At 61.9% G+C, this 18,538-nt stretch carries 17 protein-coding genes; 16 read left to right on the forward strand and 1 reads right to left on the reverse strand.

The features are described 5' to 3' along the window. Nucleotides 1-57 precede the first annotated feature (57 nt). The 3 genes from KZX66_RS04925 (at nt 58) to KZX66_RS04935 (ending at nt 2,099) form a co-directional block, all read left to right on the forward strand. Nucleotides 58-1,068: a class 1 fructose-bisphosphatase gene (locus tag KZX66_RS04925; protein ID WP_248077023.1), complete on the forward strand. Its 1,011-nt coding sequence runs from the start codon at nt 58-60 to the stop codon at nt 1,066-1,068. Nucleotides 1,069-1,244: 176 nt separating this feature from the next. Beyond that, the gene (locus KZX66_RS04930; protein ID WP_003171143.1) at nt 1,245-1,499 is read left to right on the forward strand and encodes a hypothetical protein; all 255 of its coding nucleotides are present in this window, start codon (nt 1,245-1,247) and stop codon (nt 1,497-1,499) included. Nucleotides 1,500-1,529: 30 nt separating this feature from the next. Further along, a complete protein-coding gene (locus KZX66_RS04935; protein WP_032890161.1) occupies nt 1,530-2,099 on the forward strand; it encodes a lipocalin family protein in 570 nt (189 codons plus the stop codon). A 54-nt stretch (nt 2,100-2,153) separates the two neighbouring features. On the opposite strand, the gene KZX66_RS04940 is transcribed toward KZX66_RS04935, so the two are convergent. Next, nucleotides 2,154-3,518, reverse strand: a complete 1,365-nt coding sequence (locus KZX66_RS04940) for a formimidoylglutamate deiminase (protein WP_248077025.1) — start codon at nt 3,516-3,518, stop codon at nt 2,154-2,156. Between the two features lie 78 nt (nt 3,519-3,596). Between KZX66_RS04940 and hutC the strand changes: the two genes are divergently transcribed. The 13 genes from hutC to KZX66_RS05005 all read left to right on the forward strand — a co-directional run bounded on the left by hutC (nt 3,597) and on the right by KZX66_RS05005 (nt 18,447). Then, nucleotides 3,597-4,376, forward strand: a complete 780-nt coding sequence (gene hutC / locus KZX66_RS04945) for a histidine utilization repressor (RefSeq protein WP_248077028.1) — start codon at nt 3,597-3,599, stop codon at nt 4,374-4,376. Continuing rightward, on the forward strand, nt 4,373-4,933 hold the full coding sequence (locus KZX66_RS04950; protein ID WP_248077032.1) for a HutD family protein: 561 nt from the start codon (nt 4,373-4,375) through the stop codon (nt 4,931-4,933). Before hutC ends, KZX66_RS04950 begins: the two co-directional genes overlap by 4 nt. A 324-nt stretch (nt 4,934-5,257) precedes the next feature. Further along, on the forward strand, nt 5,258-6,928 hold the full coding sequence (gene hutU / locus KZX66_RS04955) for a urocanate hydratase (protein WP_248077035.1): 1,671 nt from the start codon (nt 5,258-5,260) through the stop codon (nt 6,926-6,928). A gap of 43 nt (nt 6,929-6,971) precedes the next feature. Continuing rightward, nucleotides 6,972-8,444, forward strand: a complete 1,473-nt coding sequence (locus tag KZX66_RS04960) for a cytosine permease (protein ID WP_248077038.1) — start codon at nt 6,972-6,974, stop codon at nt 8,442-8,444. Between the two features lie 68 nt (nt 8,445-8,512). Further along, nucleotides 8,513-9,478 carry an ABC transporter substrate-binding protein gene (locus tag KZX66_RS04965; RefSeq protein ID WP_248077041.1) on the forward strand — a complete coding sequence of 322 codons (966 nt, stop codon included), beginning with the start codon at nt 8,513-8,515 and terminating at the stop codon, nt 9,476-9,478. Between the two features lie 71 nt (nt 9,479-9,549). Next, nucleotides 9,550-10,401 carry a proline/glycine betaine ABC transporter permease gene (locus tag KZX66_RS04970; RefSeq protein ID WP_248077046.1) on the forward strand — a complete coding sequence of 284 codons (852 nt, stop codon included), beginning with the start codon at nt 9,550-9,552 and terminating at the stop codon, nt 10,399-10,401. After that, on the forward strand, nt 10,398-11,222 hold the full coding sequence (locus tag KZX66_RS04975; RefSeq protein WP_248077049.1) for a glycine betaine/L-proline ABC transporter ATP-binding protein: 825 nt from the start codon (nt 10,398-10,400) through the stop codon (nt 11,220-11,222). Before KZX66_RS04970 ends, KZX66_RS04975 begins: the two co-directional genes overlap by 4 nt. A gap of 51 nt (nt 11,223-11,273) precedes the next feature. Next, nucleotides 11,274-12,782: a histidine ammonia-lyase gene (hutH, locus tag KZX66_RS04980; RefSeq protein WP_248077053.1), complete on the forward strand. Its 1,509-nt coding sequence runs from the start codon at nt 11,274-11,276 to the stop codon at nt 12,780-12,782. Between the two features lie 31 nt (nt 12,783-12,813). Then, on the forward strand, nt 12,814-14,346 hold the full coding sequence (hutH, locus tag KZX66_RS04985) for a histidine ammonia-lyase (RefSeq protein ID WP_248077056.1): 1,533 nt from the start codon (nt 12,814-12,816) through the stop codon (nt 14,344-14,346). A 14-nt stretch (nt 14,347-14,360) separates the two neighbouring features. Further along, nucleotides 14,361-15,566, forward strand: a complete 1,206-nt coding sequence (gene hutI / locus KZX66_RS04990) for an imidazolonepropionase (protein ID WP_248077060.1) — start codon at nt 14,361-14,363, stop codon at nt 15,564-15,566. Between the two features lie 11 nt (nt 15,567-15,577). Then, on the forward strand, nt 15,578-16,378 hold the full coding sequence (gene hutG / locus KZX66_RS04995) for an N-formylglutamate deformylase (protein WP_248077064.1): 801 nt from the start codon (nt 15,578-15,580) through the stop codon (nt 16,376-16,378). A 139-nt stretch (nt 16,379-16,517) separates the two neighbouring features. Continuing rightward, nucleotides 16,518-17,465, forward strand: coding sequence for a choline ABC transporter substrate-binding protein (locus tag KZX66_RS05000; protein WP_248077067.1), 948 nt, complete (start codon nt 16,518-16,520; stop codon nt 17,463-17,465). A gap of 52 nt (nt 17,466-17,517) precedes the next feature. After that, nucleotides 17,518-18,447, forward strand: coding sequence for an alpha/beta hydrolase (locus KZX66_RS05005; RefSeq protein ID WP_248077069.1), 930 nt, complete (start codon nt 17,518-17,520; stop codon nt 18,445-18,447). The last annotated feature ends 91 nt before the right edge of the window (nt 18,448-18,538 follow it).

An 18,538-nucleotide genomic window follows, 5' to 3' on the forward strand; every position in this document is an offset into this window, starting at 1 on the left:
CCCCGACTCGCGTTAAACTGCGCGGGTTTTCAAGCCCCCCATTCTCCGGAGCCTTACATGTCCCGCGTTACCTTGAGTCGCTATTTGATTGAGCAGACCCGCAGCAACAACACGCCTGCCGATCTGCGCTTCCTTATCGAAGTGGTGGCGCGTGCTTGCAAGGAAATCAGCCACGCCGTGTCCAAAGGCGCACTGGGTGGTGTCCTGGGCAGCATGGGCACTGAAAACGTGCAGGGTGAAGTGCAGAAGAAGCTCGACGTGATCTCCAACGAGATCCTGCTCGAAGCCAACGAATGGGGCGGTCACCTGGCCGGCATGGCGTCCGAAGAAATGGACAATGCCTACCAGATCCCCGGCAAATACCCCAAAGGTGCCTACCTGCTGGTGTTCGATCCCCTGGACGGTTCGTCCAACATCGACATCAACGCACCGGTCGGCACGATTTTCTCGGTACTGCGCTGCCCCAACGAATACCTGAGCCAGAACGAAGCCCTGAACGAAAAGGCCTTCCTGCAGCCAGGCACCGAGCAGGTTGCTGCCGGTTATGCGATCTACGGTCCACAGACCATGCTGGTGCTGACCCTGGGTGATGGCGTCAAAGGCTTCACCCTCGATCGCGAAATGGGCAGCTTCGTGCTGACCCACGAAGACATCACCATTCCTGCGTCGACCCAGGAATTCGCGATCAACATGTCCAACCAGCGCCACTGGGAAGAACCGGTCAAACGCTACGTCAACGAGCTGATGGAAGGTGAAGAAGGCCCGTTGAAGAAGAACTTCAACATGCGCTGGGTCGCCGCGATGGTGGCCGACGTGCACCGCATCCTGACCCGTGGTGGCCTGTTCATGTACCCGCGCGACAGCCGCGAGCCTTCCAAACCGGGCAAACTGCGCCTGATGTATGAAGCCAACCCGATGTCGTTTTTGGTTGAACAGGCGGGCGGCGCGTCCACCGACGGTCACCAGCGCATCCTCGACATCCAGCCTGACGGCCTGCACCAGCGTGTGGCGGTATTCCTGGGTTCAAAAGAAGAAGTTGAGCGCGTGACGGCCTACCACAAGCAGTAAGCCGCTGCGATAGGTGAACCGCTTTGTTGTGAGCCGGTTCACCGTTAAAGAAGCCCCGAAACGTTTCAGCGTTTTCGGGGTTTTTTTGTTTTCGTTCGTCGGGAACCAGACACCTCTTTTCCCTTCTAAGCTTCTGGCAGATACCCACGCTGCTTCGTCCCTCCAGGAGTTTATCCATGTCGTTACGCCGTCTTGCCCTGCTGACTTTCTGCGTGCTGTTGGCCGCCTGCAGCAAGGTCAATCAAGAGAATTACGCAAAACTGTCGGCCGGGATGCCCAAGGCTGAGGTCGAATCGTTGCTGGGCAAGCCAACCGACTGCTCCGGCGCACTGGGCATGTCCAGCTGCACCTGGGGCGATAAAACCAGCTTTATCAGCGTTCAATATGCCGGTGACAAAGTTCTGATGTTTTCCGGGCAAGGCCTGAAGTAAACCGGGGCGAGAGCCTGCGGGAGAAGAAGAATGATGCGTTTTGTTTTGTTCCTTTGCGCCAGCCTGTTTTTGGCGGGCTGCGCCAGCCATTCTGGCGATGATCTGCAACCCAAGACCGCCGGCAGCGTCAACCTCAAGCGTTACCAGGGTACCTGGTACGAGTTGGCCAGATTGCCGATGTACTTTCAGCGCAACTGTGCGCAGTCCGAAGCGCGCTACACCTTGCTGCCCGACGGCGACATGTCGGTCTTCAACCGCTGCCTGACCACCGAATGGAAGTGGGAAGAAGCCAAGGGCACGGCCACGCCGCAGGTACCTGGCAAAACCGACAAGCTCTGGGTGGAGTTCAATAACTGGTTTACGTCGCTGTTGCCGGGCGTCGCCAAGGGCGATTACTGGGTGCTGTACGTGAGCGATGACTACAAGACCGCTATCGTGGGCAGCCCGAGCCGCCGTTATATGTGGATTCTGTCCCGCACCCCGACGGTGAGTGCCGACACGCGCGAAGACCTGTTGAGCCGGGCGCGACAGCAGGGGTACGACACCACGCGGTTGATCTTCCGGACCTCGGACAAGCAGATGGCCAAGACTTCGCAGTAACGCTGGCTTATCACCGATCTAATTGTGGGAGGGGGCAAGCCCCTTCCCGCATTGTTAACCGAGTAAGTTTTTCAACACTTCAGTAAACGCCCGGCTGCTTTCTTCCTCGCCGGCATGATGCCCATCGCGAACCACCCACTTGCCGTTGACCAACACATCGCGCACTTGCCGATCACCGCCGGCGAACAGCCAGCGGTTGAGAATGCCATCTCCGGTGGCCGTCGCCAGGTAAGGGTCGTTACCGTCCAGCACGATCCAATCCGCACGCTTGCCCACTTCCAATCCACCAACAGGCTGACCCAGCGCCTGCGCACCGCCGTCCAGCGCGGCATCGAACAGCGTACGGCCGACCATCGGTTGGTCGCTGCGATACAGGCGGTTGCGCCGCTGATCACGCAGGCGCTGGCCGTATTCCAGCCAACGCAATTCTTCCACCACACTCAATGACACATGGCTGTCGGAGCCGATGCCCATGCGCCCGCCCTGGGCGAGAAAATCCACTGCCGGGAAAATTCCGTCGCCCAGGTTGGCCTCGGTGGTCAGGCACAGACCTGCAATCGCACGACTTGTGGCCATGCGCGTAACCTCGTCGGCATCGGCGTGGGTGGCGTGCACCAGGCACCAGCGTTGATCCACCTCGACATTGTCATACAGCCATTGCAGTGGGCGCTTGCCGCTCCAGGCCAGGCAGTCAGCGACTTCTTTTTGCTGTTCGGCGATGTGGATATGCACCGGGCAGGCCTTGTCGCTGGCGGCCAACACCTCATTGATCTGTTGCGGCGTGACCGCGCGCAGTGAGTGGAAGCACAGGCCCAACTGTTGCGCCGGTTGCGCGGCCAGGATGGGTTGCAGGCGTGCTTGCAAGTCCAGGTAGTGGTCGGTGCTGTTGATAAACCGTCGCTGGCCGTCATTGGGTGCCTGGCCGCCAAACCCTGCGTGGCTGTAGAGCACCGGCAACAACGTCAGGCCGATACCGCTGCTGGCCGCCGCCTGGCTGATCTGGCGCGACAGCTCCGTGCGGTCGGCGTACGGCTGGCCGCTGACATCGTGATGCACGTAGTGAAACTCGGCGACCGAGGTGTAACCGGCCTTGAGCATCTCGATATACAGCTGACGTGCGATCACCTGCAGTTGCTCCGGGCTGATCTTGCCGACCATGCGGTACATCAGCTCGCGCCAGGTCCAGAAACTGTCATTGGGGTTGCCCGCGACTTCGGCCAAACCTGCCATGGCGCGCTGGAACGCGTGCGAATGCAGGTTTGGCATACCCGCCAAAACCGGGCCTCTCAGCCGTTCTGCGCCCTCTGCGCTGGCATTGGCCACCATCTGTGTCAGGCGACCATCGACGCTGACTTCAAGACGTACATCATTGGCCCATCCACTAGGCAGCAGCGCGCGTTCGGCAAAGAAAGCGGACATGATCAGAGCACCCCGGTCGTGTGTTTATTTGTATATACATATACAGACGTTTGCCTGCTCGGTAAACTCCGGCAATCTATGCATCTTTTCCCCCTGCAAGGATTCCCTGTGCCGACTCCGCCTGCCAACTCTTCGCTGGCTGCCCACATGGACGAAAGTCCGGCGCCCTTGTATGCCCGCGTCAAACAAATGATCAGCCAGCAGATTCTCAACGGCAACTGGCCGCCCCATTACCGCGTGCCGTCGGAAAGCGAACTGGTCAGCGAACTGGGCTTCAGCCGCATGACCATCAACCGCGCCTTGCGCGAGCTCACGGCCGAAGGGTTGCTGGTGCGCATGCAAGGCGTCGGCACATTTGTCGCCGAGCCCAAGAGCCAGTCGGCGCTGTTTGAAGTGCACAACATTGCTGATGAAATCGCCTCCCGCGGTCATCGCCATACCTGCCAGGTCATCACCCTGGGCGAAGAAGCCGCCGGTTCCGAGCGCGCCGTGGCCCTGGAGATGCGTGAAGGCGGGCGGGTCTTCCATTCGTTGATCGTGCATTACGAAAACGACATTCCCGTGCAAATCGAGGACCGTTTCGTCAACGCCCTGGTGGCCCCGGAATACTTGCAGCAGGACTTCACCCTGCAAACCCCTTACGCATACCTGAACCAGGTGGCCCCGTTGACCGAGGGCGAGCACGTGGTTGAAGCGATTCTCGCCGACGCCGCCGAGTGCAAACTGCTGCAAATCGAGCCGACCGAGCCGTGCCTGTTGATTCGCCGGCGCACCTGGTCCGGCCGCCAGCCGGTGACGGCTGCACGCTTGATCCATCCCGGTTCGCGCCACAGCCTCGAAGGACGGTTCAGTAAATGACTGCAGTCACCGTCTGGCGCGCCGCCGATTACGTACGCATGCCATGGAAAAACGGCGGGGGCAGCACCGAAGAAATCAGTCGTGACGCCGGCACCGGCCTGGAGGGCTTTGGCTGGCGTTTGTCGATTGCCGACATTGCTGAGTCGGGCGGTTTTTCCAGTTTTGCCGGCTACCAGCGTGTGATCACCGTGATCCAGGGCGCGGGCATGGTGCTGACCGTGGACGGCGAAGAGCAACGCGGCCTGTTACCGCTGCAACCGTTCGCCTTCAAGGGTGACAGCCAGGTGGCGTGCCGCCTGATCGCAGGGGCGATTCGCGATTTCAACCTGATCTATTCGCCCCAGCGCTACCACGCGCGCTTGCAGTGGGTGGATGGTGTACAGCGGTTTTTCAGCTCGGCGCAGACCGTGCTGGTGTTCAGTGTTGCCGATGAGGTGAAGGTGCTCGACCACACGCTCGGCCATCACGATTGCCTGCAAGTGGACGGTAACACCGGCTTGTTGGATATCAGCGTTACCGGCCGCTGTTGCCTGATCGAGCTGACCCCACGCGGTTAAACGGCAGAAGGGCAACCCCTCCCATAGTTGGTTTTGCTGTTTCCAACCTGCGCACCAATTTGTTACCGAATGCCCCAGCGTGACGCAAAGTTTCGCTGCCGCGACAAATCCCCTTTGTCGCAAAACGTCTGCGCAAGAAATTTCATCAAGCGTCGAAGCCCGTGTTTTCAAGGCCTTTGCGCATCCTTGGAAAAAATCTGCAGGTCTGATTTCTAGAGTTGGCAGCTCGATTGCATATGCTTGTACATACAAGTAAAGATGTGTGCGTAAGACTCTTCTTCGCACCATCCCTGTTCGCGCATCGATCGCCGAGGAGTCTGAGTTGTGACCAAGCCTACAAAATACCGTGACGTCGAAATCCGCGCCGCCCGTGGTAACACGCTCACCGCCAAAAGCTGGCTGACCGAAGCGCCGCTGCGCATGCTGATGAACAACCTCGACCCGCAAGTGGCCGAGAACCCCAAGGAACTGGTGGTGTACGGCGGCATCGGCCGTGCCGCGCGTAACTGGGAGTGCTACGACCAGATCGTCGAAAGCCTCACGAACCTGAACGACGACGAAACCTTGCTGGTGCAATCGGGCAAGCCGGTTGGCGTATTCAAGACCCACAGCAACGCCCCGCGCGTGCTGATCGCCAACTCCAACCTGGTGCCGCACTGGGCCAGTTGGGAGCACTTCAACGAACTGGATGCCAAGGGCCTGGCCATGTACGGCCAGATGACCGCCGGCAGCTGGATCTACATCGGCAGCCAAGGCATCGTCCAGGGGACATACGAAACCTTCGTCGAAGCCGGTCGCCAGCACTACGACAGCAACCTCAAAGGCCGCTGGGTACTCACCGCCGGCCTCGGCGGCATGGGCGGCGCGCAGCCACTGGCGGCCACGTTGGCCGGTGCGTGCTCGCTGAACATCGAGTGCCAGCAGGTCAGCATCGATTTCCGCCTGGCCAGCCGTTATGTCGACGAGCAAGCCACCGACCTCGACGACGCCCTGGCGCGCATCGATAAATACACAAAAGAAGGCAAGGCCATCTCCATCGCCTTGTTGGGTAACGCCGCAGAAATCCTGCCGGAACTGATCAAACGTGGCGTGCGCCCGGACATGGTCACCGACCAGACCAGCGCCCACGACCCGCTCAACGGCTACCTGCCGGCCGGCTGGACCTGGGACGAATACCGCGCCCGCGCCAAGACCGAACCGGCTGCGGTGATCAAGGCGGCCAAGCAGTCGATGGCCGTGCACGTCAAGGCCATGCTGCAATTCCAGAAACAAGGCATCCCGACCTTCGACTACGGCAACAACATCCGTCAGATGGCCCAGGAAGAGGGCGTGGAAAACGCATTCGACTTCCCTGGCTTTGTACCGGCCTATATCCGCCCCTTGTTCTGCCGCGGCATTGGCCCGTTCCGTTGGGCGGCCCTGTCCGGCGACCCGCAAGACATCTACAAGACCGACGCCAAAGTCAAAGAACTGATCCCGGACGACGCTCACCTGCACAACTGGCTGGACATGGCGCGCGAGCGCATCAGCTTCCAGGGCCTGCCGGCGCGGATCTGCTGGGTCGGTCTGGGCCAGCGCGCCAAGCTGGGCCTGGCGTTTAACGAAATGGTGCGCAGCGGCGAGCTGTCGGCCCCCGTGGTCATCGGTCGCGACCACCTTGATTCCGGCTCGGTGGCCAGCCCGAACCGCGAAACCGAATCTATGCAGGATGGCTCCGACGCCGTGTCCGATTGGCCGTTGCTCAACGCCTTGCTCAACACCGCCAGCGGCGCGACCTGGGTCTCGTTGCACCATGGTGGTGGCGTCGGCATGGGCTTCTCCCAGCACTCCGGCATGGTCATCGTCTGCGACGGTACCGACGAAGCGGCTGAGCGTATTGCCCGCGTGCTGCACAACGACCCGGCCACCGGTGTGATGCGTCACGCAGACGCCGGTTATCAGATCGCCATCGACTGTGCCAAAGAGCAGGGCCTGAACCTGCCGATGATCAAGTAAGCCTGCGCCACCCTGAAAACAATCCACCAGAGGTTGAACACACATGGCTGCAAATGACGCGCGTGCAAGCACCACCCCGTTGATCGAGAAACGTTCGATCGACTATATCCCGCAAGCGGAAAGACACGGTCGTCTCTTGAGCCAGTTCACCCTGTGGCTGGGGGCCAACCTGCAGATCACGGCCATTGTCACCGGGGCCTTGGCCGTGGTGCTGGGCGGTGATGTGTTCTGGTCGTTGATCGGTCTGTTGATCGGCCAACTGCTGGGCGGCGCGGTGATGGCGCTGCATGCCGCGCAGGGCCCGCAACTGGGCTTGCCGCAGATGATCTCCAGCCGTGTGCAGTTCGGTGTGTATGGCGCGGCCATTCCGATGGTGCTGGTGTGCCTGATGTACCTGGGCTTCACGGCAACGGGCACCGTCCTGTCCGGCCAGGCCTTGGGCCAGTTGTTCAGTGTCAGCGACAGCGTCGGCATCCTGATCTTCGCCAGTGTCATCGTGCTGGTCACGGTGTTGGGTTATCGGGTGATCCACTTTATCGGCCGCGTCGCCAGCGTCATTGGCGTGATTGCCTTCGTTTACCTGTTTATGCGTCTGGTGGGCCAGGCTGACATCGGCGCCTTGTTGCAAATCCGCCATTTCAGTTGGGGCAGCTTCTTGCTCGCGGTGTCGCTCGCGGCCTCCTGGCAGATCGCCTTTGGCCCTTATGTGGCTGACTATTCACGCTACTTGCCGAGCAGCACCTCGTCGGTGAAAACCTTCCTCGCCGCCGGCGCCGGCTCGGTGATTGGCGCGCAGGTGGCGATGGTCCTCGGTGTGTTTGCCGCGGCCATGGCCAACGGGCAATTCGCCGGCCATGAGGTGGCCTACATCGTGGGGTTGGGCGGGAGCGGTGCCGCCGCTGCGCTGCTGTATTTCAGCATCGCATTCGGCAAGGTCACCATCTCGACGCTGAACTCCTATGGCAGCTTCATGTGCATTGCCACCATCATCAGCGGCTTTCGCGGGCACTTGCAGGTATCACGCCTGCAGCGCCTGGTGTTTGTGTTGCTCATCGTCGGCACCGCAACGCTGATCGCGCTGCTGGGCCAGCATTCGTTCCTCGGTGCGTTCAAATCCTTCATTTTGTTCCTGCTGGCGTTCTTTACGCCTTGGAGCGCGATCAATCTGGTGGACTTCTACTGCATCACCCGTGAGCGCTATGACGTACCGGCGTTGTCCGATCCAAACGGGCGCTACGGCCGCTGGAACCCGCTTGGGATCAGCGTGTATGTGTTCGGCGTGCTGGTGCAGTTGCCGTTCATCTCCACCAAGTTCTACACCGGCCCGCTGGTGGACGTGCTGGGCGGCGTGGATATCTCCTGGATCATCGGCCTGGTGCTACCCGCAGCCCTGTATTACGTGTGCGCAAAAAAATGGCACGGCAGCGTGCCCGATCAACTGATTCTGCCGCTCGAGCAGGACAGCGTTGTACCCACCAAAACAAGCAGAGCCGGTCGCGCTGCGGCGCAGGCCTGACGGGACGTGGACAGGGCAGGATGCCTTTTGACTGCCGTAATCCATTTCATGATTGGGAGCGTCACACAATGAAAATGAATAAGACCCTGCTGACCACGTTGTTCTCGGCAGGCTTGCTTGCCAGCAGCGGCGCCTATGCGGCCGGCTGGTGCGAGTCGGGTAAACCGGTGAAATTCGCAGGCCTGAACTGGGAGAGCGGCATGCTGCTCACCGACATCCTGCAAACCGTTCTGGAAAAAGGCTACGACTGCAAAACCGACAGCTTGCCGGGTAACTCCATCACCATGGAAAACGCCCTGAGCAGCAATGACATCCAAGTGTTCGCCGAAGAATGGGTCGGCCGCAGCGAAGTCTGGAACAAGGCCGAGAAGGCCGGCAAAGTCGTCGGCGTAGGCGCGCCGGTGGTGGGCGCTATCGAAGGCTGGTACGTGCCGCGCTACGTGATCGAAGGCGACGCCAAGCGCAAGCTGGCCGCCAAGGCGCCGGACCTGAAAAACATCGCCGACCTGGCCAAGTACGCCGCCGTGTTCAAGGACCCGGAAGAACCCTCCAAGGGCCGTTTCTACAACTGCCCGGCCGGCTGGACCTGCGAGCTGGACAACAGCGAGATGCTCAAAAGCTACGGCCTGGAAAGCAGCTACACCAACTTCCGCCCAGGCACCGGCCCGGCGCTGGATGCGGCGGTGCTGTCGAGCTACAAGCGTGGCGAGCCGATCCTGTTCTACTACTGGTCGCCAACCCCGCTGATGGGCCAGGTCGACCTGGTGAAGCTTGAAGAAAAGCCCGGTGTGGACAAGACCGTGAGCATCAAGGTCGGCCTGTCCAAGGCCTTCCATGAGCAAGCGCCGGAACTGGTGACCGTGTTCGAAAAGGTCAACCTGCCCATCGACCTGTTGAACCAGAATCTGGGGCGCATGGCCAAGGAGCGGATTGAATCGCCGAAACTGGCGAAGATTTTCCTCAAGGAACATCCTGAAGTCTGGCACGCCTGGGTCAGTGAAGACGCCGCCAAGAAAATCGACGCGGCCTTGTAGGTCAAGTGTGCCCGGCTACCCTGAAGGGTGGCCGGGTGCTTGGCCACAACCCACTGGATCGAGAGCACGCTATGTTTCCTGAGAGTTTTACGTTTTCCATTGCCGACTGGGTCAACGGTTGGGTGGATTCACTGGTCACCAACTACGGCGATGTGTTCCGGCAGATTTCCGACACCCTGCTGTGGGCCATCGTCAACCTCGAAGGCCTGCTGCGCGCAGCGCCGTGGTGGTTGATGCTGGCTATCGTCGCCGGCATTGCCTGGCACGCCACACGCAAGGTGGTGACCACCGTCGTGATCGTTGGCCTGCTGTTCCTGGTGGGGGCGGTTGGGCTGTGGGACAAGCTGATGCAAACCCTGGCCCTGATGATGGTGGCCACGGTGATTTCGGTGCTGATCGGCATTCCGTTGGGCATTCTCTCGGCGCGCAGCAATCGCCTGCGTTCGGTGCTGATGCCGCTGCTCGACATCATGCAGACCATGCCCAGCTTCGTGTACCTGATCCCGGTGCTGATGCTGTTCGGCCTGGGCAAAGTGCCGGCGATTTTCGCCACGGTGATCTACGCGGCGCCGCCGCTGATTCGTCTGACCGACCTGGGCATTCGCCAGGTCGATGGCGAAGTCATGGAAGCCATCAACGCCTTCGGTGCCAACCGCTGGCAACAACTGTTCGGCGTGCAACTGCCTCTGGCGCTGCCCAGCATCATGGCCGGTATCAACCAGACCACCATGATGGCGTTGTCGATGGTGGTGATCGCTTCGATGATCGGCGCCCGTGGCCTGGGTGAAGACGTACTGGTCGGCATCCAGACCCTCAACGTCGGCCGAGGCCTTGAGGCCGGTCTGGCCATCGTGATTCTCGCCGTGGTCATCGACCGCATTACCCAGGCCTACGGTCGTCCACGGCATGAGGCGAGCAAATGACTACTGTCAGCAAAATCGAAGTTAAAAACGTCTTCAAGATCTTCGGCAACCGTTCCAGGGAAGCGCTGGCGCTGGTTGGCCAGGGCAAAACCAAAGACCAGGTGCTGGCCGAGACCGGTTGTGTGGTCGGCGTGAACGACCTGTCCCTGAGCATCGCCACCGGTGAGATCTTCGTGATCATGGGCCTGTCGGGCTCCGGCAAATCCACCCTGGTGCGTCACTTCAACCGGCTGATCGACCCCACCAGCGGCGCGATCCTGGTGGACGGCGAAGACATCCTGCAACTGGACATGGACGCCTTGCGCCAGTTCCGCCGCCACAAGATCAGCATGGTGTTCCAGAGCTTCGGCTTGCTGCCCCACAAGACCGTGCTCGACAACGTGGCCTACGGCCTCAAGGTGCGGGGCGAAACCAAGCAAGTGTGCGCCGAACGTGCGCTGCACTGGATCGAGACGGTGGGCCTGAAAGGCTACGAAAACAAATACCCGCACCAGCTCTCCGGCGGCATGCGCCAGCGCGTCGGCCTGGCCCGCGCCCTGGCCGCCGACACCGACATCATCCTGATGGACGAAGCGTTCAGCGCCCTCGACCCGCTGATCCGCGCCGAAATGCAGGACCAGTTGCTGGAGCTGCAAAAGACCCTGCACAAGACCATCGTGTTTATCACCCACGACCTCGACGAGGCCGTGCGCATCGGCAACCGCATTGCGATTCTCAAGGACGGCAGGCTGATCCAGGTCGGCACGCCGCGCGAGATCCTGCACTCGCCGGCGGATGAATACGTGGATCGGTTTGTTCAGCGGCGCGCGGCGGTGGTCTGACCCGGGTTTTGTGGCCGGTAATGCGGTAAACGTACTCAAGAAGGTATGAAGATGTCCCAGGCAGCAACAATCATCATCGTCGACACCCCCCTGCGCTGGCAGGACGTGGTCGCCGTGGCTCGCCATGGCGCAGCCCTTGAACTCTCGGACCAGGCCTGGGCGCGGATCGACAATGCCCAAGCCATCGTGCAGCGCATCGTCACCAGCGGTGAGCGCGCCTATGGTGTGAACACCGGCCTGGGCGCGCTGTGCAATGTGTCGATCGAGGGTGAGCAACTGAGCCAGCTGTCGCGCAATACCTTGCTCAGCCATGCCTGCGGCGTCGGCCCGGTACTGAGTGATGAGCAGACCCGCGCAATCATCTGCGCCGCCGTGATCAACTACAGCCACGGCAAATCCGGCTTGCATCCGCAGGTGGTGCGCGCATTGCTGGCGCTGCTCAACCATGGCATCACCCCGCAAGTGCCGTCCCAGGGGTCGGTGGGTTACCTGACCCACATGGCCCACGTCGGCGTGGCCCTGCTGGGCGTTGGCACCGTGAGCTATCGCGGCCAGGTCGTGACGGCGCAAGCGGCGCTGCAGGCCGAAGGTTTGCAGCCCGTGGTACTCGGCGCGAAAGACGGCCTGTGTCTGGTCAATGGCACGCCGTGCATGACCGGCCTGAGCTGCCTGGCCCTGGCCGATGCCCATCACCTGCTGCAATGGGCCGACGTGATCGGCGCCATGAGTTTTGAGGCCCAGCGTGGTCAGATCGACGCATTCGACGAAGCCATCATCGCGCTCAAGCCGCACCCGGGCATGCAAAAGGTCGGCATCAACCTGCGGGCATTGCTCGACGGCAGTGAAGTGATCGCCAGCAGCAAGGGCATCCGCACCCAGGACGCGTTGAGCATTCGCTCGATCCCGCAGATCCACGGCGCCGCGCGCGACCAGGTGGAGCACGCCACGCGCCAGATCGAGACCGAGCTCAACAGCGCCACCGACAACCCGCTGGTGCTCGGCACCCCGGACCAATACCGCGTAGTGTCCCAGGCCAATCCGCACGGCCAGTCCGTGGCCATGGCCGCCGACCTGCTCGCCATCGCCATGGCCGAAATCGGCTCGGTGGCCGAGCGCCGCCTGGACCGCCTGATCAACCCCCACGTCAGCGGTTTGCCGGCGTTTCTGGTGAGCAACCCAGGGGTCAATTCCGGAATGATGATCGTGCAGTACGTCGCGGCGTCTCTGTGCGGCCAGAACCGCCAATTGGCGCAACCGGCGGTGCTCGACAATTTCGTTACCTCGGGCCTGCAGGAAGACCACCTGAGCATGGGCACCAACGCGGCGCTCAAGCTGCACCAGCTGCTGGCCAACGTTACCCAGATCCTCGCCATCGAGTATCTGCTGGCGGCCCAGGCATTTGAATTCTTGAAGGATCAACGCTTCGGCGCAGGCACCGACAGGGCCTGGCGTTTGCTGCGTAATGTGGTTCCCGCCTACGAGCAGGACCGCTGGCTGGCGCCGGATATTGCGACCGCCGCCAGATTGCTCAAAGACACTGCCTTACCGACTTTGCACTGAACACTGAAAATAATTCACAAGGAGTACGAATGTGACTGCGCTAAATCTGATTCCAGGCCAACTGAGCCTTGCCCAACTGCGCGCCATCTACCAGCAGCCGGTGACCCTCAGTCTGGATGACAGCGCCACGGCGCAGATCGACGCCAGTGTTGCCTGTGTGGAGCAGATTCTCGCCGAGAACCGCACCGCCTATGGCATCAACACCGGTTTTGGCCTGCTGGCCTCGACCCGCATCGCCAGCGAAGACCTGGAAAACCTCCAGCGTTCCCTGGTGTTGTCCCACGCCGCCGGCGTCGGTGAGCCGATCAGCGACGCGCTGGTGCGGCTGGTCATGGTGCTCAAGGTCAACAGCCTGAGCCGTGGGTTCTCGGGGATTCGTCGCCAGGTGATCGACGCGCTGATCGCGCTGATCAATGCCGAGGTGTACCCCCACATTCCGCTCAAAGGTTCGGTGGGCGCATCCGGTGACTTGGCGCCATTGGCCCACATGTCCCTGGTGCTGCTGGGCGAAGGCAAGGCGCGTTACAAAGGTGAATGGCTGGACGCGACCGCCGCGCTGAAAATCGCCGGCCTCGCGCCGCTGACCCTTGCCGCCAAAGAAGGCCTGGCGCTGCTCAACGGCACACAGGTTTCCACGGCCTATGCCCTGCGTGGCCTGTTCGAAGGTGAAGACTTGTTCGCCGGCGCATTGGCCTGCGGTGGCCTGACCGTGGAAGCGGTGCTCGGCTCGCGCTCGCCGTTCGACGCGCGTATCCATGCGGCACGCGGCCAGCGTGGGCAGATCGACGCGGCGGCGGCCTACCGCGACCTGCTGGGCGAAAGCAGCCAGGTGTCGCAGTCGCACCAGAACTGCGACAAGGTGCAAGACCCGTACTCGCTGCGTTGCCAGCCCCAAGTCATGGGCGCATGCCTGACCCAGTTCCGCCAGGCCGCTGAAGTGCTGGAGGTAGAGGCCAACGCCGTGTCGGACAACCCGCTGGTATTTGCCGCCGAAGGCGACGTGATTTCCGGTGGCAACTTCCACGCCGAACCGGTAGCGATGGCCGCCGACAACATGGCCCTGGCCATCGCCGAAATCGGCTCCCTGAGTGAGCGCCGCATCTCGTTGATGATGGACAAGCACATGTCGCAACTACCGCCGTTCCTGGTGGGCAATGGCGGTGTGAACTCCGGCTTCATGATCGCCCAGGTAACCGCCGCCGCGCTCGCCAGCGAAAACAAGGCGCTGGCCCATCCCCATAGCGTCGACAGCCTGCCCACGTCCGCCAACCAGGAAGACCACGTGTCCATGGCCCCCGCTGCAGGCAAGCGTCTGTGGGAAATGGCTGAAAACACCCGTGGCATCCTCGCCGTGGAATGGCTGGCCGCGTGCCAGGGCCTGGACCTGCGCGAAGGCCTGAAGACCTCACCCACCCTCGAAAAAGCCCGCGGTATGTTGCGCGACAAAGTGGCGTTTTATGACAAGGACCGCTTCTTCGCCCCCGACATCATCGCCGCCAGCGAACTGCTCGCCAGCCGCTGCCTGAATGAACTGGTGCCGGCCACGTTGCTGCCGAGCCTGTAACTGAGGAGGCATTGATGAAAACGCTTTGGCAACACTGCCACGTCGCAACCATGGCCGGCGGCAACTACTCGATCATCGAGGACGCCGCCATGGTGACCACCGGTGCGCTCATCGAGTGGATCGGCCCGCGCAGCGCTGTGCCGACGGCGGACTACGCCCATGTGCATGACCTGCAGGGCGCGTGGGTCACGCCTGGACTGATCGACTGTCACACCCATACGGTGTTTGGTGGCAATCGCAGCGGCGAGTTCGAACAACGCCTTCAAGGCGTGAGCTATGCCGAGATCGCCGCTAGCGGCGGCGGTATTGCCAGCACCGTGCGCGCCACCCGTGCGGCGTCCGAAGATGAACTGTTTGCCAGCGCTGAAAAGCGCCTGCGCAGCCTGCTGCGTGACGGTGTGACGAGCGTGGAGATCAAGTCCGGTTATGGCCTGGACCTGGCCAACGAACGCAAGATGCTGCGCGTGGCCCGGCGCCTGGGCGAAGCGCTGCCGGTGAGCGTGCGTGCCACCTGCCTGGCGGCCCATGCGTTGCCGCCCGAGTACAAGGACCGCGCTGACGAGTACATCGAGCACATCTGCACCGAGATGCTGCCGGCGTTGGCGGCGGAGGGGCTGGTGGATGCGGTGGATGCGTTCTGCGAATACCTGGCGTTCTCCACCGAGCAGGTGGAGCGGGTGTTTAAAGTGGCGCGGCAACTTGGCCTGCCGGTGAAGCTGCATGCCGAGCAGCTGTCGTCGCTGCACGGCTCCAGCCTGGCCGCGCGGTACCAGGCGCTGTCGGCAGACCACTTGGAGTTCATGACCGAAGAAGACGCTATCGCCATGGCCGCTGCCGGCACCGTCGCCGTGCTGTTGCCGGGGGCGTTTTACTTCCTGCGTGAAACCCAGTTGCCGCCCATGGACGCGTTGCGCAAACACGGGGTGAAGATCGCCATCGCCAGCGACCTCAACCCCGGCACCTCGCCGGCCCTCTCGGTGCGCCTGATGTTGAACATGGCGTGCACCTTGTTCCGCATGACCCCGGAAGAAGCCCTGGCGGGCGCCACCACACACGCCGCCACCGCGTTGGGCATGGGCGCCACCCATGGCTCGCTGGAAGTGGGCAAGGTCGCCGATTTTGTCGCCTGGCAGATCGATCGCCCCGCCGACCTGGCTTACTGGCTGGGCGGTGAGTTGGATAAACGCGTCGTGCGCCATGGCGTCGACGTCACCGTATAAGGAGTAATGCTGTGGATAAGGTTCTGAACTTCAAACAAGGCAGCACGCCGCTGTTGATCAGCATGCCCCACGCCGGCCTGCGCCTCACACCTGCGGTCGAGGCGGGGTTGATCCCCGAGGCGCAAGGCCTGCCGGATACCGACTGGCACATTCCGATGCTGTATGACTTTGCCGAGGAACTGGGCGCCAGCACCCTTGCGGCCGAGTACTCGCGGTTTGTCATCGACCTGAACCGACCCTCCGATAACAAGCCGCTCTATGCAGGCGCCACCACCGGTCTTTACCCGGAGACATTGTTCGATGGGGTCCCGCTGTTTCGCGACGGTCAGGTGCCGACCGAAGAAGAGCGCGTGACCTACCTGCAAAAGATCTGGGGCCCGTATCACCGCGCCCTGCAGGAAGAGCTGGCGCGGCTCAAGGCCGAGTTCGGCTATGCGTTGCTGTTCGATGCACACTCGATCCGTTCGGTGATCCCGCATCTGTTCGAGGGCAAGCTGCCGGACTTCAACCTCGGCACCTTCAACGGCGCCGCGTGCGACCCTGAACTGGCCAGCCAGTTGGAGGCGATCTGCGCTGACCATCCGCAGTACAGCCATGTACTCAACGGGCGCTTCAAGGGCGGCCATATCACCCGGCATTACGGCAACCCGGCGCAGGATATTTACGCGGTGCAGTTGGAGTTGTGCCAGAGCACCTATATGGAAGAGGTTGCGCCGTTCCGTTATAGGCCGGACCTGGCCGGGCCGACGCAGGTGGTGTTGAGGCAATTGCTGGAAGGCTTTTTGGCCTGGGGGCGAAAGCACTACCGCTAGTTGTCGGCCGGACAGTCGCAGCAGTGCAATTGCCGGTCGCCACAGGTCGCTTTTGAAGGGGCCTCGCTGGGTAAGGTTGTGGATACGGCGCACCAGACGCCATCTCCCACAATAAAAACTGCCGAGTGAGACCTCTTTCATGAAAAGACTGTTCAACCGTTACCTGTTGACCCTCACCGGCGCCGCGCTGCTCAGCGCGCAAGCCCTGGCCGCCGAGCCGGCCTCCTGCAAAACCGTGCGCATGGGCGTGGTCAGTTGGACCGACGTGGTCGCCACCTCCGGCATGGCCGACGTGCTGCTCACTGGCCTGGGCTACGACAGCAAGCAAACCAACGCCGTGCAGCAGATCATCTTTGCCGGCATCCGCGACAAGCGCCTGGATATCTTCCTTGGCTACTGGAAGCCGGCCATGGACAACAACATCGCGCCGTTCCTCGCCGCCAAACAACTCAAGGTGCTCGACACGCCGAGCCTTGCCGACGCTCAGGCGACCCTGGCGGTGCCGCAATACGTGGCCGACGCTGGCCTGAAGACCTTCGCCGACATCGCCCGCTTCAAGCAGCAACTGGGCGGCAAGATTTATGGCATCGAGCCCGGCAGCGGTGCCAATACCGATATCCAGAAAATGATCGACACCAACCACTTCGGCCTGGGTGGTTTCAAGCTGGTGGCCTCCGGTGAAGCCGGGATGCTCGCGGCCGTGCAGCGTGCGGTGAACCGCAAGGAGTTCGTGGTGTTCGTCGGTTGGACCCCGCACCCGATGAACATCAATATGCACATGACCTATCTCACCGGCAGTGAAGATGTGTTCGGCCCCAACGAAGGCCGCGCCACGGTCTCCACCGTCACCGCGCCGGACTTCGCCGAGCGTTGCCCGAATGCCAATCGATTGTTGGAGAATCTCACCTTCACCGCCGCTCAGGAAAGCCAGTTGATGGTGCCGATCATGGAGCGCAAATCGCCCCAGGAGGTGGCCAAACAATGGTTGCGCGATCATCCCGAGGATCTGCAGCGTTGGCTGGCCGGGGTGACCACGTTTGACGGCAAAGAGGGTGTGGCAGCGGTGCAGGCCAGCCTTAAACCTTGAGCCAAAGGAAAACTCCCACCGTTGATATCCCGCTTTTTCAAGGTGTTCGTGCATGTACGCCATTTCTGCGCAGCTTGCCGCTTTCGTCCAAAAGACCGAATCCTTCAGCAGCGACGACGTGTCGCTGGCCGGCCTGCGTCAACACTACGCGCGCATGTGCCAGGCATTCACCCCGCCGAAACCAGAAGGCCTGCGAGTTTCGGACTTTTCCCTCGGTGGCGTAGGCGTGCGCAGTTATCACCCCGCATCGCCCACCCCGGCCGAAGGCTGGCCGTGCCTTGTTTATATGCACGGCGGCGGTTGGGTGGTTGGCGGGCTGGATTCCCACGATTTCATCTGCTTCGAACTGGCCAGTGCCCTGAACGTGCTGGTGATCGCCATTGACTACCGCCTTGCACCGGAACACCCATTCCCGGCAGCGTACGACGATTGTCGCGCTGTGTGGCGGGCGATCCAGGCAGGGCAGGGGCCGCATGCCATCAACCTGCAGCGTCTGGTCGTGATGGGCGACAGTGCCGGCGGCAACCTGGCCGCCGCCTTGTGCCTGGGCCTGCGCGACGACGGCCAGCCACTGCCCCGCGCCCAGGTATTGATTTACCCAGGCCTGGGTGGCCCGGCGGATCTGCCCTCACGCCAGGACTGCCGGGATGCGCCGCTGCTCAGCACGGCCGACACGGCCACCTACCTGGCGCTATACCTGGGCGAGTCGGGCCGGCCGTCCCCCTATGCCATGCCCCTGCTGGCGGAGGATTACAACGGTTTGCCGCAGGCGTTTATCGCCGTGGCCCAGTTCGACCCCCTGCGCGACGACGGCATGCTCTACGCCGAGCGCCTGCAAGCGGCGGGCGTGAGTACGCTGCTTTATCCAGGAAAAGGCCTGGTCCACGGTTGTTTGCGGGCGCGGGGTCAAGTGGCAGAGGTGGATCGACTCTACGACTACCTGCTCGATTACCTTAAGGGCGAAGGGCTGACACAGGTCTAAGTGCGCAAGGACATGCTCATTGCACAATTCGGGTTTATAGTGCCAGACGGCACAATAAAAGACGTCCCCCCAGGGATGAACCCGAACCCCT

This window comes from Pseudomonas sp. EYE_354, from assembly GCF_023148575.1.
Taxonomy (GTDB): domain Bacteria; phylum Pseudomonadota; class Gammaproteobacteria; order Pseudomonadales; family Pseudomonadaceae; genus Aquipseudomonas.

Coding starts and splice junctions, on each gene's coding strand:
- KZX66_RS04940 (WP_248077025.1), bottom strand. CDS start 3,518: ATGTCCGCTTTCTTTGCCGAACGCGCGCTGCTGCCTAGTGGATGGGCC.
- KZX66_RS04930 (WP_003171143.1), top strand. CDS start 1,245: ATGTCGTTACGCCGTCTTGCCCTGCTGACTTTCTGCGTGCTGTTGGCC.
- KZX66_RS04950 (WP_248077032.1), top strand. CDS start 4,373: ATGACTGCAGTCACCGTCTGGCGCGCCGCCGATTACGTACGCATGCCA.
- KZX66_RS04975 (WP_248077049.1), top strand. CDS start 10,398: ATGACTACTGTCAGCAAAATCGAAGTTAAAAACGTCTTCAAGATCTTC.
- KZX66_RS04935 (WP_032890161.1), top strand. CDS start 1,530: ATGATGCGTTTTGTTTTGTTCCTTTGCGCCAGCCTGTTTTTGGCGGGC.
- KZX66_RS04965 (WP_248077041.1), top strand. CDS start 8,513: ATGAAAATGAATAAGACCCTGCTGACCACGTTGTTCTCGGCAGGCTTG.
- hutI (WP_248077060.1), top strand. CDS start 14,361: ATGAAAACGCTTTGGCAACACTGCCACGTCGCAACCATGGCCGGCGGC.
- KZX66_RS04960 (WP_248077038.1), top strand. CDS start 6,972: ATGGCTGCAAATGACGCGCGTGCAAGCACCACCCCGTTGATCGAGAAA.
- KZX66_RS04970 (WP_248077046.1), top strand. CDS start 9,550: ATGTTTCCTGAGAGTTTTACGTTTTCCATTGCCGACTGGGTCAACGGT.
- KZX66_RS05005 (WP_248077069.1), top strand. CDS start 17,518: ATGTACGCCATTTCTGCGCAGCTTGCCGCTTTCGTCCAAAAGACCGAA.
- KZX66_RS04925 (WP_248077023.1), top strand. CDS start 58: ATGTCCCGCGTTACCTTGAGTCGCTATTTGATTGAGCAGACCCGCAGC.
- KZX66_RS05000 (WP_248077067.1), top strand. CDS start 16,518: ATGAAAAGACTGTTCAACCGTTACCTGTTGACCCTCACCGGCGCCGCG.
- hutH (WP_248077053.1), top strand. CDS start 11,274: ATGTCCCAGGCAGCAACAATCATCATCGTCGACACCCCCCTGCGCTGG.
- hutC (WP_248077028.1), top strand. CDS start 3,597: ATGCATCTTTTCCCCCTGCAAGGATTCCCTGTGCCGACTCCGCCTGCC.